This is a genomic window from Rhodobacter lacus (assembly GCF_042683065.1).
Lineage (GTDB): Bacteria > Pseudomonadota > Alphaproteobacteria > Rhodobacterales > Rhodobacteraceae > Rhodobacter > Rhodobacter lacus.
The window spans coordinates 24314-39966 of sequence record NZ_JBHUIX010000020.1 but is presented as its reverse complement, the minus strand read 5'-3'; the positions used below and the strand labels follow the sequence as shown (position 1 = coordinate 39966).

12 protein-coding genes are annotated in these 15653 nt (G+C 63.1%); 10 read left to right on the top strand and 2 right to left on the bottom strand.

Translation table 11 applies throughout. From position 1 onward, the window contains the following. Positions 1-120: 120 nt before the first annotated feature. The 7 genes from ACFSM0_RS17200 (at position 121) to ACFSM0_RS17170 (ending at position 7992) form a co-directional block, all read left to right on the top strand. Positions 121-1233 carry an acyltransferase family protein gene (locus tag ACFSM0_RS17200; protein ID WP_377393426.1) on the top strand — a complete coding sequence of 371 codons (1113 nt, stop codon included), beginning with the start codon at positions 121-123 and terminating at the stop codon, positions 1231-1233. Positions 1234-1381: 148 nt separating this feature from the next. Further along, entirely contained in the window at positions 1382-1972 is a 591-nt protein-coding gene (locus ACFSM0_RS17195; RefSeq protein WP_377393423.1) for a WcaF family extracellular polysaccharide biosynthesis acetyltransferase, read from the top strand. A 170-nt stretch (positions 1973-2142) separates the two neighbouring features. Beyond that, positions 2143-3741 (top strand): FAD-dependent oxidoreductase, encoded by a 1599-nt coding sequence (locus ACFSM0_RS17190; RefSeq protein WP_377393420.1) that lies wholly within the window; start codon positions 2143-2145, stop codon positions 3739-3741. Beyond that, positions 3725-4714: an aldo/keto reductase gene (locus ACFSM0_RS17185; RefSeq protein ID WP_377393417.1), complete on the top strand. Its 990-nt coding sequence runs from the start codon at positions 3725-3727 to the stop codon at positions 4712-4714. The genes ACFSM0_RS17190 and ACFSM0_RS17185 overlap by 17 nt, the downstream gene beginning before the upstream one ends. A gap of 82 nt (positions 4715-4796) precedes the next feature. Beyond that, positions 4797-6104, top strand: coding sequence for a lipopolysaccharide biosynthesis protein (locus ACFSM0_RS17180; protein ID WP_377393414.1), 1308 nt, complete (start codon positions 4797-4799; stop codon positions 6102-6104). After that, a complete protein-coding gene (locus ACFSM0_RS17175) occupies positions 6101-7345 on the top strand; it encodes an O-antigen ligase family protein (RefSeq protein WP_377393411.1) in 1245 nt (414 codons plus the stop codon). Before ACFSM0_RS17180 ends, ACFSM0_RS17175 begins: the two co-directional genes overlap by 4 nt. 29 nt (positions 7346-7374) lie before the next feature. Next, a complete protein-coding gene (locus ACFSM0_RS17170) occupies positions 7375-7992 on the top strand; it encodes a sulfotransferase family 2 domain-containing protein (protein ID WP_377393408.1) in 618 nt (205 codons plus the stop codon). Positions 7993-8140: 148 nt separating this feature from the next. Here ACFSM0_RS17170 and ACFSM0_RS17165 read toward each other — a convergent pair whose 3' ends face one another. Next, a complete protein-coding gene (locus tag ACFSM0_RS17165) occupies positions 8141-9250 on the bottom strand; it encodes a glycosyltransferase (RefSeq protein WP_377393405.1) in 1110 nt (369 codons plus the stop codon). 417 nt (positions 9251-9667) lie between these two features. Between ACFSM0_RS17165 and ACFSM0_RS17160 the strand changes: the two genes are divergently transcribed. The 3 genes from ACFSM0_RS17160 (at position 9668) to ACFSM0_RS17150 (ending at position 13864) form a co-directional block, all read left to right on the top strand. Continuing rightward, complete coding sequence (locus tag ACFSM0_RS17160; protein WP_377393402.1) at positions 9668-11770, top strand: YjbH domain-containing protein; 2103 nt, start codon at positions 9668-9670, stop codon at positions 11768-11770. A gap of 2 nt (positions 11771-11772) precedes the next feature. Then, a complete protein-coding gene (locus ACFSM0_RS17155; protein WP_377393399.1) occupies positions 11773-12441 on the top strand; it encodes a YjbF family lipoprotein in 669 nt (222 codons plus the stop codon). A gap of 82 nt (positions 12442-12523) precedes the next feature. Beyond that, the gene (locus ACFSM0_RS17150) at positions 12524-13864 is read left to right on the top strand and encodes a polysaccharide biosynthesis/export family protein (RefSeq protein WP_377393396.1); all 1341 of its coding nucleotides are present in this window, start codon (positions 12524-12526) and stop codon (positions 13862-13864) included. A 172-nt stretch (positions 13865-14036) separates the two neighbouring features. On the opposite strand, the gene ACFSM0_RS17145 is transcribed toward ACFSM0_RS17150, so the two are convergent. Further along, positions 14037-15440 carry a calcium-binding protein gene (locus ACFSM0_RS17145; RefSeq protein WP_377393393.1) on the bottom strand — a complete coding sequence of 468 codons (1404 nt, stop codon included), beginning with the start codon at positions 15438-15440 and terminating at the stop codon, positions 14037-14039. Between the last annotated feature and the right edge of the window lie 213 nt (positions 15441-15653).

The window sequence follows — 15653 nt, the reverse complement described above, 5'->3', positions numbered from 1 at the left end:
AGGATCTCAAATCCGCCAAACGCCTCAAGCTCCTCAAGGCCCACGGCCTCGAACTCCCCGTCAGCGTCGAAGGGTAAACCACCCCTCATCGGAGCCGAATGCAGAAACACAGGAGATATCATGGATACCCCCACCGCTTCGGCTCCGACCGCCGCCAGAGAGGCTGGTATTTTTGGCCTCGCCCCGGAAAGCGAGAATTTCCTTCATCTCGATCTGATGCGTTTCATCGCCTCGATGGGGATCGTGATCATCCATTTTGCCGGGCGCCTCGGCTTTTCCGATCTGCAGGTGGCGGGGCTGAACTTCTTCGTGGACATCTTTTTCGTGATCTCCGGCATCGTCATCACCTATGTTTATCAAGATCGGATCGCGACCGCATCGCAGACCGGCGATTTTCTCGTCGCCCGCGCCGCCCGTCTGCTGCCGCTTCACTTCCTGATGACATTCGCCTTTGTCGCGCTTGGGCTGCTCTCGGGCCTCATCGGCGTCGCGGTGAATGACGCGGACAAATACGATTTCGCCTGTCTGCCCGCGAGCCTCTTTCTGACCCATGCCGTTGTCGGCTGTGATCACCCGGTCTTCAACTTCGTCAGCTGGTCGATCAGCGCCGAGTTTGTGATGTATCTGCTGTTTCCCTTGCTGATCGGGGTGTTCGCGCGCCGTCGCGGGATCCTGCTCGGCCTTGCCATTGGCTTCGTCCTTCTGTTCAGCCTGTTTGACTGGGGGTGGTGGGAGCGCACCTATGACCACGGTGTCATGCGCGCGATCCCGGCCTTCATGCTCGGAATGGCGGCCTGGCTGTTTCGCGATGACCTCGCGCGCTTGCCGGTGCGCAGCTGGATGTTCGTGCCGCTCGTGCTTGCCCTGCTTGGGGCAATGGCCGTTCTGGGCGAGAGTTTCCCGGCCCTGCTGTGTTCCTATGCGGTGGTGCTGGTGCTGCTGGCGATGGACCTGCGCACCGAGGCCTATTCCGCGACCGTGCGTTATCTTGCGCCACTCGGACAGCTCACCTATTCGACCTACATGATCCACACGCTGTTCCATGCGATTGTGCTTGCCTTCATCGCGCAGCGTATTTTGCATCTGCAGGGGCTCGCGCTCCACGCTGCCAGCTGGCTGAGCCTGCCGGTGCTGATCGCGCTGTCTTATGCTTCGCTGATCTGGTTCGAGACCCCGGCGCGAAAATGGTTGCGCGCACGCTTCAGCCGCCGCGTCGCAGTGACAGGCAAATGAGTTTCCGGGATCCGAAACCGATGGATTTCTTGAGTAACCATACTGTTTTAGCGCGTTTTCCTGGCCCTCTGCCCCAAACGCAGCCCCCCGGGACGGCGGCCGCCCCGGGCCGGAGAGAGTGCCAAAAACGTCGGACAGGGGGGGGAATATGAACCGCTATCAGGATCTGTCGCTGTTTCGCGTGCCTGCCGGGTTTCGGGGGCGCAACGGGGGCGTGGTCCAGCTCTGGTGGCTCGTTCAGGCCACCCTGTTTGGCCTGTCGCCGCAATTTGCCTATCGGTGGCGGCGGATGCTTCTGCGCCTGTTCGGAGCGCAGATCGGAACGGGTGTGATCATCCGTCCCACCGCCCGCATCACCTACCCGTGGAAAGTCGAGATCGGCGATCACAGCTGGATCGGCGATCATGCAACGCTCTACAGCCTCGACAAGATCCGTATCGGCGCGCATTGCTGCCTGTCGCAGCACAGCTATCTTGCCACGGCGGGTCATGATACGCGGCGGATCTCGTTTGATTACGTCACCGGGCCGATCCTCGTCGAGGACGAGGTCTGGATTGCCAGCGGCGCCTTCGTGATGCCGGGCCTGCGCATCGCGCGCGGGGCCGTGATTGCCGCCGGGGCGGTGCTGACCTCCGAGGTCGAGGAAGCGGCGATCATGGCCGGGGTTCCGGCGCGCCGGATCGGCACGCGAGCGCGCGCCGACGCGGGGCAGGATACCGCCGCAAACGGAGAGCGCTAGCATGGCACGGCCCCCCATGGCACGAGGCCCTCGGGCAAGAACAGAGCTTACGCCGCTCCGCCGCGCGCGCGCCGTGGCCCGCAAGGCGGCGCGGTTGCACTGGCGGTGCCCCCTGCACATCGGATCGCGCAGAATGATGCAAACGGATTGCAACAATCAGGATCGAATGGATGATATACAAGGCACCTGACTTCGCATTCGAAGCTTCCCCGATTTATGATGCCATCGTGATCGGCGCGGGCGCCGTGGGGATCCCGCTCGCGGTCAAACTCGCGCGCAAGGGGCTGCGGGTGGCCTTGCTTGAGGCGGGGCCGGGCAAGCCCCGGCAAGCATCGCAAGCCCTGTTCGAACGCGCCCGCGCGGTCGGCCATGCGCTCGCCGGGCTGCATCTGGGACGATTTCGCAATCTGGGCGGCTCGACCGCCTTCTGGGGCGGGCAACTCGTCCCCTTCGAACCGATCGTTTTCGAAGAGCGGCCATGGGTCAGCCCCGCAACCTGGCCGCTCTCCCATGACGAGGTCGCCCGCCATTATGAGGAAGCGTTCGAAATCATCGGCATGGGCGACGTGCTGCGCAGCGATGAGGAGGTGCGCCGGGCGCTGAAGCTGCCGCCGCTTGAGGCGACCGAGACGATTCAGCCGTTCTTTACCCGCTGGGCGCGGGAGACCAATTTTGCGGTCGCCTTTGCCGAAGATCTCAAATCCATGCCCAATCTCGATGTGCTGATCGAGGCGCAGGTGAGCAGCCTCAGCCTTGAAGGCACGCGGGTCACGGGGGCGATGCTGACCCTGCCCGGAGGCCGGCGCGTCGCGGTGCGCGGCGCCCAGGTGGTGCTGGCCAACGGCACGATTGAAATCGCCCGCCTGCTGCAATTGCCCGACAGCGCCGGGCGCCCTGCCCCCTGGGCCGACAACCCCTGGCTGGGGCGGTGCTTCATGGATCACGTCGATATTTTCGCGGGCCGGATCGAGCCGACAGATCGCAAGCGTTTCAGCGAATTGTTCGACAATGCGGTGCTCAAAGGCATCAAATACGCCCCCAAGCTGCGCCTGACGGCCGCGGCGCAAAAGCGTGACCAACTGGTCGAGATTTCCTCGCATTTCGTGTATTCCAGCTCGATCTCCGAGAGCCTTTCCAACCTCAAGATCCTCGTCAAGGGCCTGCTGCGCGGGCGGCTGAACTGGCGCACGCTGAGCGATCCGCTGGGGATCTTGGGCAGTCTGCGCTTTGTGGTGCCGATGGCCCTGCGCTACATCCGCTATCGCCGCGTGATGAATGTCGCCGACCGCGGTATCTTGCTGCGCCTGACCTCCGAGCAGCGCCCGCGCGAAGACAGCCGCATCCTGCTGGCCGATACGCGCGACGCTTTCGGACTTCCTGAGGTGCTGGTCGACTGGCGCATTTCTCCCGAAGATCTGGAGACGATGCTGGCCTTCGCGCAGCATCTCAAGGCCTATCTCGAGGGCAACGGGCTGGCACGGGTCGAGATCGACCCGGCTTTGCTCGAGCGCTCGGCCTCCGTGATCGAAGCCGCCGACGATGCCAACCACCATATGGGCGGCGCCCGCATGGCGCGCGATGCCTCGCAAGGGGTTGTCGATCCGAATTGTCAGGTCTTCGGCAGCGACAACCTGTTCGTCGCCGGGGCGGCTGTTTATCCAACCTCCGGCTTCGCCAATCCGACCTTTACCGCGATCGCCTTGAGCATGCGTCTGGCAGATTTCCTGCTGACTAAGGAAAAAGGAGCGGGACATGCCACGGCTTCCTGACAGCGCGCATGACACAACGGCGATCGGCATCGGCTGCGCCTATCTACGCGCGGGGAGCCCGACATGGCGCAGCCATCGGCTGGTTCACGCCGCGCTTGATGCGGGCGCGCGGCATTTCGATGTGGCGCCGCTTTACGGCCGCGGGACGGCAGAAACCGTGCTTGGGGAAGCGCTCCGGGGCCGCTCCGAGGCGGTGACAATCACCACCAAGGCGGGGTTGCCGCCGCGGCGGATGTCGCGTCACAAGATGATGGTGCACGGCCTCGCTGCGCCCGTGCGCGACCTGCTGCGCCGGCATCGTCCGGGCCTTCATGGCACGGCGCTCGCCAGCGTGGTTCCCAAGGAATTCGCCCGCGATTTTGCGCCCGCGGCGATTGCCGCCTCGCTTGAGACCAGCCTGCGCGCGTTGCGGCGCGATCACGTGGATGTCTTCGCCCTGCATGAGGTGCTTGCGGAAGAGATCACCGAGGAGCTGCTGGAGACGCTGCAGCGCGCGCAGGCCGCCGGCAAGGTCCGCACGCTCGCGCTTGCCACCAGACGCGCCGAAACCTCGGACATCCTCGCGCGCTGGCCGGGGGTCTTCGGGCTTGTCCAATATAGCTGGTCAGCGCTCGACGCCCCGCTGACCCCCGAACCGGGCCAGCCGTTCCGAATTACCCACCGCGCGGTGATGCGGGCCTTTGGACCGCTGCAGCAGCTCTTCGCTCAGGATCAGGCCTTGTGCAACAGGCTCTCGGCGGCCTGTGATGCCGATCTCGGCGCCCCGGACCAGCTTGGTCAGGCCCTGATCGGCGCGGCCATGGCCGCCAATGCGGGCGGCATCACGCTCGTGGCCTCGCATACGATCGCGCGCACCAAAAGCAACGTCGCACTCGGGCTTGATCCGCAAACCCCGCGCCTTGGCGCGCGCTTTCTGAAGGCGCTCGCCCCCCTTGATCGCTCTCTCCTGCCAGACGTCACAGACCCTGCATGAGCAAGGCGCAGCGCGCCGATGCTCCCGCAAAGCACGGTCACAAAGGAACAGCCTCTTGCATCGCCTTTCCAATGCACTGAAAATGTTCAAAGATCCGGGCCCGCGCGGGCGCATGCTGCGCGGTGTCTTGTCGAATGTTTACGACAAGAGCGCGGTCACCTTCGTGCAATTCGTCAGCATCCCGGTGCTGACCGCCGCCTGGGGGGCGGAGGGCTACGGGATCTGGCTGATGCTGCTGACCGTGCCCACCTATATCGCGCTGTCGGATCTGGGTTTTGGCACGGCCGCGGGCATCATCTTGACGCAATGCGCCAGCAAGGGCGAGCTTGAGCGGGCCAATGTGGTGTTGCAAAGCACCATCGCCTTCGTGATGGGCACGGTCACCATCGCCGCGGCAGGCGCGCTTGGGTATGCCTATTGGTATGCGCATCATGGCGCTGCCGAGGGCCCCTTCGCGGCCGGGCAGATCAGCCTCGCGATCCTGTTCATCACCGCTTACGCCTTGATCATGACGCAGATGAGCATCGTCACGGTCGTTTATCGTGCAACGCATAAATTTGCCCAGGCGATGGTCTTTGCCGGAACCTGGATCATGCTTGAGGGCTCCGCGCTCGCCGTTCTGTCCTATTTCGGCGCAGACATCGTTGTCGTGGCGGCGGCCTATATGCTCATCCGCCTGTGCGGATACATCTTGTTCGTGGCGCGGCTCAAGCGCTACGAGCCTTGGGTAAAAATCGGCATCGGCCTTGCCAATCGCACGATGATCCGGGAACTTGCCAGCCCCTCAGCCGCCGCCCTCGGCCTTGTCTTTGCGATTGCGGTCTCGCTGCAGGGCATGATCCTCGCTCTCGGCGCCTCGGCGGGCACTGCGGTCGTGGCGCTTTTCGGCGCCTCCCGAATGCTCAGCCGCGCGCCCCTGCAGCTGGCCGGAATGGTGATCCGGCCCTCGATCCCGGAGCTGACCCGCGCCATCACCGAGGGGAACAAGTCGCTGGAAAGACGGCTCGACGGCATCAACCTTGGCATCTCGCTGGCCGTGACGATCCCCTTCGGGATCTTGCTGATCGTGATCGGCCCCTGGCTTTTGGGGCAGATGTCTCATGGCGCTTTCGAGACCGATCGGATGCTGTTTGGCCTGCTGTCTTTTGCAGCAGCCGTGAATGCCACCTGGACAGCCCTGGCCACGCCCCTGATCTCAATGAACCGTCAGGGGGAGTTTGCGCATATTTATCTTGTGGGCGCCCTGCTCTCCGTGGTTGTCATAGTGCTTATCTCGAACCCGACCGCGCATATGGCCGCTTTGACGATGTGTCTCCTCGAAGTTGCTGTTCTGGTCCGTGTCGTGCAACGGCGCATGCGCACGTCAACACAGGGGAGCACTGCATCGTGAAGCTGTTTTGCTTCTTGTCGTTCTTCGTGCTCTACTTCTCGAACTGGCCCGGCCTCGCGACCCAGTTTCAGGTGCTTGGCGTCGCGTTTCTCGGGGTTTCCGCCGGTTTCGCATTCTTTGGCAGGCGCTGCCGGATCATCGGCTTCTCTTACACCGAATATCTGCTGTTCGGCACCACGATCACGTCCCTGCTCGCCGGGATGCTTGCGAGCAATGCCTTCGTGGTCCTTTTGACCCTTGTTGCGATGGTCGCTTACAGCAGCCTTGCACTGTTGCAACGGGCCATGAGCTTCGAGGAAATTGCCCGGATCTGTGCCTTTTCTTATTGTGCCGTCATCCCGGTGGCGATTGCGAGCGATCCGCTGGGCTATTTGGCGAGCGTGATGGGCGAAACCGCCCACGGGATCGGGCTGCTGCGCTTTCGCCCGCTCGGGCTGCACCCGAACCTGACCGGGTTCATCTTCGGATTTGGCGCGATCCTCAACTTCTATTTCTTTCGCAGCACGCTCGGGCGCCTGCGCTGGATGTTCCTTGCCGCCTCGGGGTTGAGCCTCTCCATGGTGCTCGCCGCCTCGTCGCGCGCCGGGCTCGTCGCCGTGGTCAGCGCGGTCCTGCTGGCCAATGTGCTGCGCTTGCGCTTGCGCCTTCCAAAGCTGCGCGGGGCGCGCCTCGCGCTGGTGCTGACGGGGGCGCTCTGCCTTGCCGTTGCGCTGCTTTTGAACATGTCGACCGTGCAGGAGTATTTTGTCCGCATCCTTGATCTCGAAAGCAAGACGCGCGGCTTCGGCTCCGGCGGGACCGGACGTGTCGATCTCTGGATGCAGAGCGTCAAAGAGCTGGAAAGCCGCAATATCGCGGAACTTCTGTTCGGCACGGGCTATCGCAGCAGCAGCTATGAACAGATCGGCTACAGCACCGAAAGCTCCTATTTCACGCTGATGCTTGAAAACGGCTTGCTGTTTTCTGTCCTGTTCATTCCGGTGATTTTCATGTGGGGGCTGATCCAGCTTCGCAGCGCAAAGAGCCGCGCGGAAATCGGCTTCCTGATCGGCTCTCTGATCGTTTTCGTGTTCACGCAATCGGCCTTCAATCGCTACATGATGGCCTTTGCCAACCCGGCTTCTCTGCTGATCCTCGCAGGCTATCTCGGGATCGGCTCTCCCCTCTCCCGGCGGCAGAGTGCCGCCGTTGGAGAAACGCTCCCGCACCTACGCCCGAACGGTCAGCCCTCCACGGGCTGACGGCTTTCCCCAGACCAGAGTGCCACACCATGCTCATCCTTCCCGAGAAGAACGCGATTTTTTATCACGTCTATAAAGTTGCCGGATCGTCGATCCGCAACGCGCTTCTGCCCTATGCCGCGAAGAGCCAGATCGTGGGGCAATATGTGAACCACATCCTGACAGTGGCGCGCCTGCCGCACAGCGCAAATCCGCTTCTGTCCTATCACCCCAAGCTGAAAGACGTGCGGGACAAACTCGGCCCGTCCTTCTATCATTACTATCGCTTCGCCTTTGTCCGCGACCCGATGGATTGGCAGAAATCGCTCTATTATTTCATGCTCAAGAAACCGCATCTGCCGGGGAACAAACGGATCGCCGGGATGAGTTTCGACCAGTATCTGGAATGGCGCATGGACAATGAAATGCACTTCCAGACCGATTATCTCTATGATGGCGACGAATGCCTCGTCGATGATATCTTCCGGTTCGAGACGATTGATGCGGATTTCGCCAAGCTCGCTTCAAAGCTGCAGATCGACGCCACGTTGCCCCATCTCAACAAGGCCGGAAGCGGCAAGAAGGTGGAGATCTCGCCGCCTGTCCTGCAACGCTACCGGGACGTGCACGCCACAGAATACGCGCGTCTGGGCTATTCCCTCCCCTGAGCCTTGGCAAAGCGCCCCTGACGCGCGGCAGGGGCATTGCTCTGGAGCAAGACGAAAAATGGCGTGACCATAAAACGGCAGGCGATCTGCCCCCCCGGGGCGGAGCGTCAGCGCGCGCTTTCGTCTCTCCGCCCGCCAGAGATATGGGTCAGAGCTTGTAATAGGGCTCCGGGCGCGGCCCGCCTTTGCCACGCTGATAGGAAACGATGTCGAGAAGGTATTTGGCACCGACATCGCCCGAGAGATGCGACTGCGCATAGGCAATGCGGGCCTTGCGCCCCTCGGCATCCAGCACGCCGCGCGCCGCAGCCGCCTCGATCGCGGCCAGATACGCTTCCGGCGTGTCCGCGCGCACGCAATCGCCGATACGCCCGTTATCGGCGAGAATCGACGCCCCGACGCGCACCCCGACAACGGGATAAGCCCCCGCGAACAGCGCCTCTGAAACAACGGCGGCCCATCCGTCATCGGTCGTGAGCGACGGCACCACCACAATATCGACATCGCTCATGAGCGCGGAAATCTCTTCCATCGGCACCCTGCCCCGGAACTCGAGGTTCGGGGCAGCGCCGATTTCTGCGGCCATGTCGCCCGTCCCGGCGATGACAAATTCATGCCGACCGCGCGCCGCCGTGACAAGGCTCAAGAACACGCCAAACCCCTTCGGTTTGACGAGCCGCCCGATATAGGCGATGCGCAAACGTGCCGGATCCGCAGAGCGTTGCGGCCGCATCTCTCCCGCAGGCGGATCGACGAAATACGCAAAGGGAAACACGCGATCGCCATATCCGGTCATGCGGAACCATCCGGGCCCGTGCCGACCGATGGCCGCAACGAATTTCGCATGTTTGCGATGCAGGCCCTCCGTCATCAGCGAATGCAGGTAGCGCAGCTTGCCCTTCAGGCCCTCGAACACGCGCGGCTCACTCATCAGGCCAAAAAACCGGTTCTGCTTCACGGCCTCGGGCAGCCCGTCGACGATGCAGGGCACCCAGTGCATTCCCGAAAAGACATGCACGGACCCCGGGGCAGATTCGCGAATGAGCCGCAGCACCTCTTCGCGCTCGGGGGCCACCACGACCTTGTCGGTATCGAGCAAATGATCGCTCAACCCCTGTTTGACGCGATCTCCGTTGAGACGGGCCTGCGCGACGTAATAGACCTCGCCCACATCGCTGCGGCGCGCCAAGGCCCGGGTCAAAGGCAGACGGTGCGGGTTCACTTCGGCTTCCCAGAAGTAGAAATCGGGCGCGTCCATCAGCAATTTTCCTCACACTTCATGGGCGCAGCGCCATCAGGCGCCCCCGTAAATCCAGCTGGCTGTCAAACTGTGCTTCGCCGCCAAGATTATCGCGCCGCCATGCGCGGGGTCAACGCTTCGAGGGGAAGTTTACGCCCCCGTCGGCGCGGTGCATGACCAAGGGCAATCCTTTGTTTCGGTGCCTTCCTTTGCGGCGACAGATGCATGTTCCGCCCCGAAATGGCGCGGTCTCGCGCGCGTTTCCCCGTTCGACCGGAGCGCGAGCGCCACAGAGTGGTGCCCCCCTGCACCGGCGGCAGTTTTTGCTTCAGTTGCTCACTTAAATCCTTGTCACACGAAGGGCTGCATGCAACCTACTTGTTAATTGGGTGTAACTGCCCGTTCTGTCCTCTTTCAAGCCGTAGTGAAAACCGAATGCCCCTGAACGAAAATTCTCAGAGCCGTCCGGCACTTGCTGCTATTCTCATGACGAGCCTTGCCACGGTTGCCCATGCAGACGGGCTCTCCAGCTATGGCACTCCCGGCCTGATCGACATGCCGAGCGCCACAACCGCGCCCGATGGCACGTTGCGCTGGACCACCTCGCTGATGGATGGGCACACCCGGAACACGCTGCTGTTCCAGATCAGCCCGCGTCTGACCGGGGTGTTCCGGTATTCGATCCTGCGCCACTACTTTTCGGGAGACAGCAACCTCTACGACCGCAGCTTCGACTTGCATTATCTGCTGCGGCACGAGGGGCAGACCCTGCCCGCCTTCGCGTTCGGCCTGCGCGACTTCGGCGGCACGGGGATCTTCGGCGCGGAATATCTCGTTGCCTCCAAGCATTTCCTCGATGATCGTCTGACCGTGACGGCGGGGATCGGCTGGGGCCGGCTCGGAACCTTTGGCGGGTTCCGCAACCCGCTCTCCGTCTTTGGCGACAAGTTCGACAACCGGCCAAGCTTCAGCGGTGACATCAACGATACCGGGCGCGTCTCCTTCAACCGGTTCTTCCGCGGCGAGGCCGCACTCTTCGGCGGGATCGAATATCAGGTGAACGACAAGCTGCGCCTGAGCGTCGAATATTCCTCTGATGCCTATAAGGAGGAAGTGGCGCGCATGGGCTTTGAGCGCCGCACCGCCTTCAACTTTGGGGCCAACTACCAGCTCAGCAAAAATTGGACGATGAATGCCGCGCTGCTCGGCGGGACCGAAGCTGGAGTGGGGTTCACCTATGCGCTCGACCCGCGCGCGCCGCGGATGCCGGGCGGGCAGGAGCGCCCTGCGCCGGTTCTGCGCCCGCAGGCAGAGATTGCGTCGCTCGGCTGGTCTGTTGCGGATCTGGGCGGCAACCGCGCCCGGCTTGACGCGGCCTTCCGGCGTGAAAACCTGACCTTGCAAAGCTATGTGCAGGATGGCGCCACCGCTCGGGTGGTGATGGCAAATTCGAGCTATCCCAACAATGCTGAGGCGCTGGGGCGCGCGGCGCGGGAGATGGCCAACAGCCTGCCCGCGGCGATCGAGACATTCGAACTTACACTCGTGACAAACGGGGTGCCGACCTCGCGCACGGTGATCCGGCGCGGCGATCTGCATGAGCTTGAACATGCCTGGGATGGCAGCTGGCAAAGCTTTGCACGTGCCGATATCAGCGATGCGCCAACGCGGCTGCCGCCTGATCCGGGTGTCTATCCGCAGCTGAGCTGGAGCCTGTTGCCCTATTTCCGCTCTGCGCTCTTCGACCCGGACAGCCCGATCCGTATGGATGTTGGTCTCTCGGCCAGCGGCTCCTATCAGATCGCGCCGGGGTTCTCGCTCAATGCAATCGTGCGCCAGAAAGCCTTTGGCAACCTCGATCAGGCGAACCGAGATTCGGATTCGGTTCTGCCGCATGTGCGCTCGGACGCCTGGCTCTATGACAAGCTGCAAGGCCCGCAGGTGGTCACGCTGACCGCGGATTACATGTTCCGGCCCGGCAAAAACCTCTATGGCCGCTTCTCGGCGGGCTATTTCGAGACCATGTTCGCCGGCGCCTCGAGCGAGCTTCTGTGGTATCCGCAAGGCAGCCGGCTCGCGCTTGGCGCAGAGCTGAACTACGTCAAGCAGCGCGATCCCTATTCGCGCATGGGCTTTGCCGATTACGATGTCACAACCGGGCATGCCTCGGCCTATTACGATTTCGGCAACAGCTATCGCGGCCAGCTTGATGTCGGCCGCTACCTCGCGGGGGACTGGGGCGGCACGCTGACGCTCAACCGCGAATTCGACAACGGCTTCAAGATCGGCGCCTTCATGACGCTTACGGATGTCTCCTTCGACGACTTCGGCGAAGGGTCTTTCGACAAGGGGATCACGATTTCGATCCCGCTGACCTGGATCACCGGCGAACCCGACCAGACCGGCTTCTCGCAGACGATCCGGCCGATCCTGCGCGATGGCGGCGCGCGCGTGGCAATTGCCAACCGGCTCTATGAGGAAGTGCGCGGCGCCAATGCGAGCGAACTCGAACACGGATGGGGTAAGTTCTGGCGATGAAAATGCGTAACTTTGCCGGTGGTCTGTTGGGCGGTCTGGCGGTGCTGGGCTGGCTTTCGGGCTGCACCTCCGATCCGCGCACGCAGCAGATCATCTCGAGCACCTGGCCGTTTTCCAAGCAGACCGCCCGCGCCAACCCCGACTTTGTGGCCGCGCAGGCCGCCAATGCGCCGGGCATTGCCGCTGCCATTGAAGCGCGGCCAGACGCGATTGCCGTTATGCTCCGCCAGACCCGGTCCGACACCAGCGGTGTTGAAACGATGATCAGCGCGGATGGGGCGCAGCTCATGTTCGACGCCGGGATGCTGGTCGGCAGCCGCGGATTTGGCAACGACCTGATGGCCGCCGATGTCTCGCAAAGCGGGGCGCTGGTCAGGGGGCTGCATGCGGGCACCTCCACCCGGATCATGAGCTTCATCGACGGCAACGACAACGTCGCGCCCCGCGCCTTCAAATGCGAGATCACACCCGGTGACGCCGCCTCGGTAACAATTGGCGCGCGCGAGGTCTCAACCCGCCTCGTGACAGAGCATTGCCACGGTGAGCTGGCCGATTTCTTCAACTATTATTGGGTTTTACCCGGTAACGGCGAAATCGTTCAGTCAAGTCAATGGGCAAGCCCGTTGATCCGCAGCATATCCATGCGCAAGATCGCGCAAGTTCGCAGCTGAGTCGGCACGCCGGTTCATACAGCTGATTTGCAGAATGGAGTTTGATTTGCGCCCGATCCTGAACGCTCTGCTTTCCGGAACGATGCTGTTGCTGCCTCTTGCGGGCTGCGGCGTCATTTATCACAGCACCTCGGTCAATCCCGGAATAACGGCCGAAGGCAAGGTTCGGGTTCTGCCGCTCACGGCGGAGTCGGTCATGCTTGCGAATGCCGCGCCGTTTGAACCCAAAAAGCTGCCAGGATATTTCAATCAAAGCGCCGGGATAAACGGCACGCTTGCCGCCCCTGTCACGGCACCGGAGACCGCGTTCAATCAAGTCAACCGCCCTGACGCGCTGACAACGCGCCTGCCCCCTCCCGTGGCGGCGCCCAGCTACCGGATCGGCGTCGGCGATGTGGTGCTGCTCGCCGTGCCCCAACAAGGCTCGACGGTCGAACAACTCACCGGCATTCTTGCCGCCCAGACCGCGCGGCAAGGCTACACGGTGCAAGATGACGGGTCGATTTCGGTGCCCTCCGTGGGGCGCGTGCAGATTGCCGGGCAAACCGTGGAAGACGCAGAGGCAACGCTGTTCCAGCGCTTCCTTGACAAGCAGATCGACCCGACCTTCTCGCTCGAAATCTCCGAATTCCATTCGAAGAAGGTTGCGATTGGTGGCGATGTGACGACCCCGGGCGTGGTGCCGATCACCTTGCAGCCGCTGCACCTCGATGAGGCGCTGGCCGCGGTGGGGGGCGCCAAATCCGCAGATCTCGATACCGCGCTCGTGCGCCTTTACCGAGACGGCAAGCTTTATGAGGTGCCGCTCAAATTTGTTTACGAACAACCCGAGATCGGCCGGATGCTGCTGCTTGCGGGCGACAGCATCTTTGTCGACACCGCCTACGAACTGGACAAGGCTGCCGCGTATTTCGAAGAGCAAATCAAGCTCGCCGAATTCAAGCAAAATGAGCGCAAGAGCCGCCTTGAAGCCTTGTCGAGCGAAGTCGGGTTGCGGCGCAGCGAGTTGCAGGAGCGGCGCGACCTGTTCGCAAGCCGACTCGAACTCGGCGCGGAAGCGCGCGACTACGCCTATCTGACCGGCGAATTGCCCAAACAATCACGGTATCCGCTGCCGTTTGACCGCAAGGCGACGCTTGCCGATGCGCTCTATGAGGCCGGAGGTGGGTTGACGTCGGCGCGCTCGAACCCGAAAGAAATCTATGTCCTGCGCGGCTCGGCCAATCCGCTGGAATATGACTCGATCACAGCCTGGCATCTCGACGGACGCAATGCCGCCTCGATTCTCTTGGCAACACGCTTCGAGTTGCATGCGAATGATGTGATCTTCGTGGCGGCGCAGCCGGTCACGCATTGGGGCAATGTGGTGAGTGCGCTCACCCCCTCGCTTCTCGTTTCCTCGGCCAACGCCGTCTCGAACTGACCCTGCGCAGCCGGGCGACACGTCGGACAGATCCGCGCGTGTCGCAAACGCCCTCAAAGGCGGTCGTCGCGATCGCCCCGAGGCGGATCTGTGAGCGCCACAGCCGGGTGCCGCCCGCCCGGACATGGAAAGGGCGGGCACATGATCGCATGCGCCCGCCCCTTGGTCTTGCTCAGACGAAGATGAACTGAGACTCGGCGGCGGTGAGATCGGCCAGGTCGAGACCGACGATCACCAGCACGTCTTTGGCCGAGAAATGCAGCTCGACCGTGTCGACGGTCTCGACGGCGATGGTGCTCACGAGAGCGGCGAAGGTCCCCGCCCACAGGGCCGTGTCGATCTCGATCGTGTCCAGGGCCGAGAAGTCGCCGATCCGGTCAACGTCATAGCCCTTCCCGAAGACAAAGACATCCTCGCCGGCCCCGCCGTTGAGTGTGTCGTTGCCCTTGGAGCCATCGAGCCTGTCGTTGCCCCCATCGCCATGCAGGCGGTTGTCGCCGTTATCGCCGGTGAGCACGTCGTTGTAGCTCGACCCGAACAGGTTCTCGATGTTGACAAGATGGTCGCCCTCGGCGTCGCCGCCAATGGCCGTGTTGCCCTGGAGGCTGACCTGGACCCCCGCCGCGGACCCGACATAGGAAACGACGTCGATGCCCGTGCCCCCATTGATGAAATCGGCCCCCGCATCGCCGCGCAGCGTGTCATCCCCAGCACCGCCGAAGATGTCGTCGTTGCCCACGCCGCCAAAGATCGCGTTGCCGTTGGCGTCGCCTCTGAGGTCGTCTGCGTAGGTCGAACCGGTCAGGTTTTCGATCCCCGTGAGGACGTCGCCTTCGGCATCGCCGTACTTGCCGACCCCGGTCGCCAGATTGACCCAGACCCCCGCCGAAGAGGCGGCATAGCTTGCAAGGTCGATCCCGTCGCCACCGTCAAGAACGTCGGCGCCTTCGCCGCCCACCAGCTGATCGTTGCCGCCGCCGCCCGAAAGCGTGTCGTCGCCCGCACCGCCCGCAAGGTGGTTGCTGCCGGCGTCGCCGGTCAGCGCGTCAGCATGGGCGGAACCGGTCAGGTTCTCGATGCTTGTGAGGATGTCCCCCTCGGCATCGCCGCCGCTGCCGGTGCCGGTCGACAGGTCAACCGAAACGCCCGCGGAGGAGAAGTAGTAGGAGACACGGTCATTGCCCGCATCGCCGTTCAGGGTGTCGGCGCCCGCCCCGCCGATCAGCGTGTCGTTGCCGGCCCCGCCCCAGAGGATGTTGTCCGCGGCGTTGCCGAGCAGATAATCAGCATAGGCCGAGCCGAGCACTTCCTCGATGTTCAAGAGCACGTCGCCCGTGGCATCGCCGCCGGTGGCCGCGCCTGTTGCCAGGTTGACGGTCACTCCGGCGGAGGACGCCGCGTAGCTCACGCGGTCGATGCCCGCGCCTCCATTCAGGATGTCGGCCCCGGCGCCGCCCTCAAGGATGTCGTTGCCAAGGCCGCCGATCAGCGTGTCACGGCCGTCGCCGCCGATCAGCGTGTCGTTACCGTCGGTGCCCACCAGAGAATCGTTCCCGGAGGTCCCAGAGAAAAGCATGATGTTATTCCCTAACCAGAGTTGCTATTTACACACAGGCCGGCGTCAGGACGGCAACCGGGCTGTAAACCAAAATGGGCCTTCACGTCTTGCGGCCCCAACCGGGCCACCATATTACGGCGTCGGGGCAATGGATCTCTCCCGCCCGCATCGCCGGCCGGCCTCGCCCGGATCACCGCCGCACGTGGCGGGCAGGCCCCGGAAAGGGGTAGG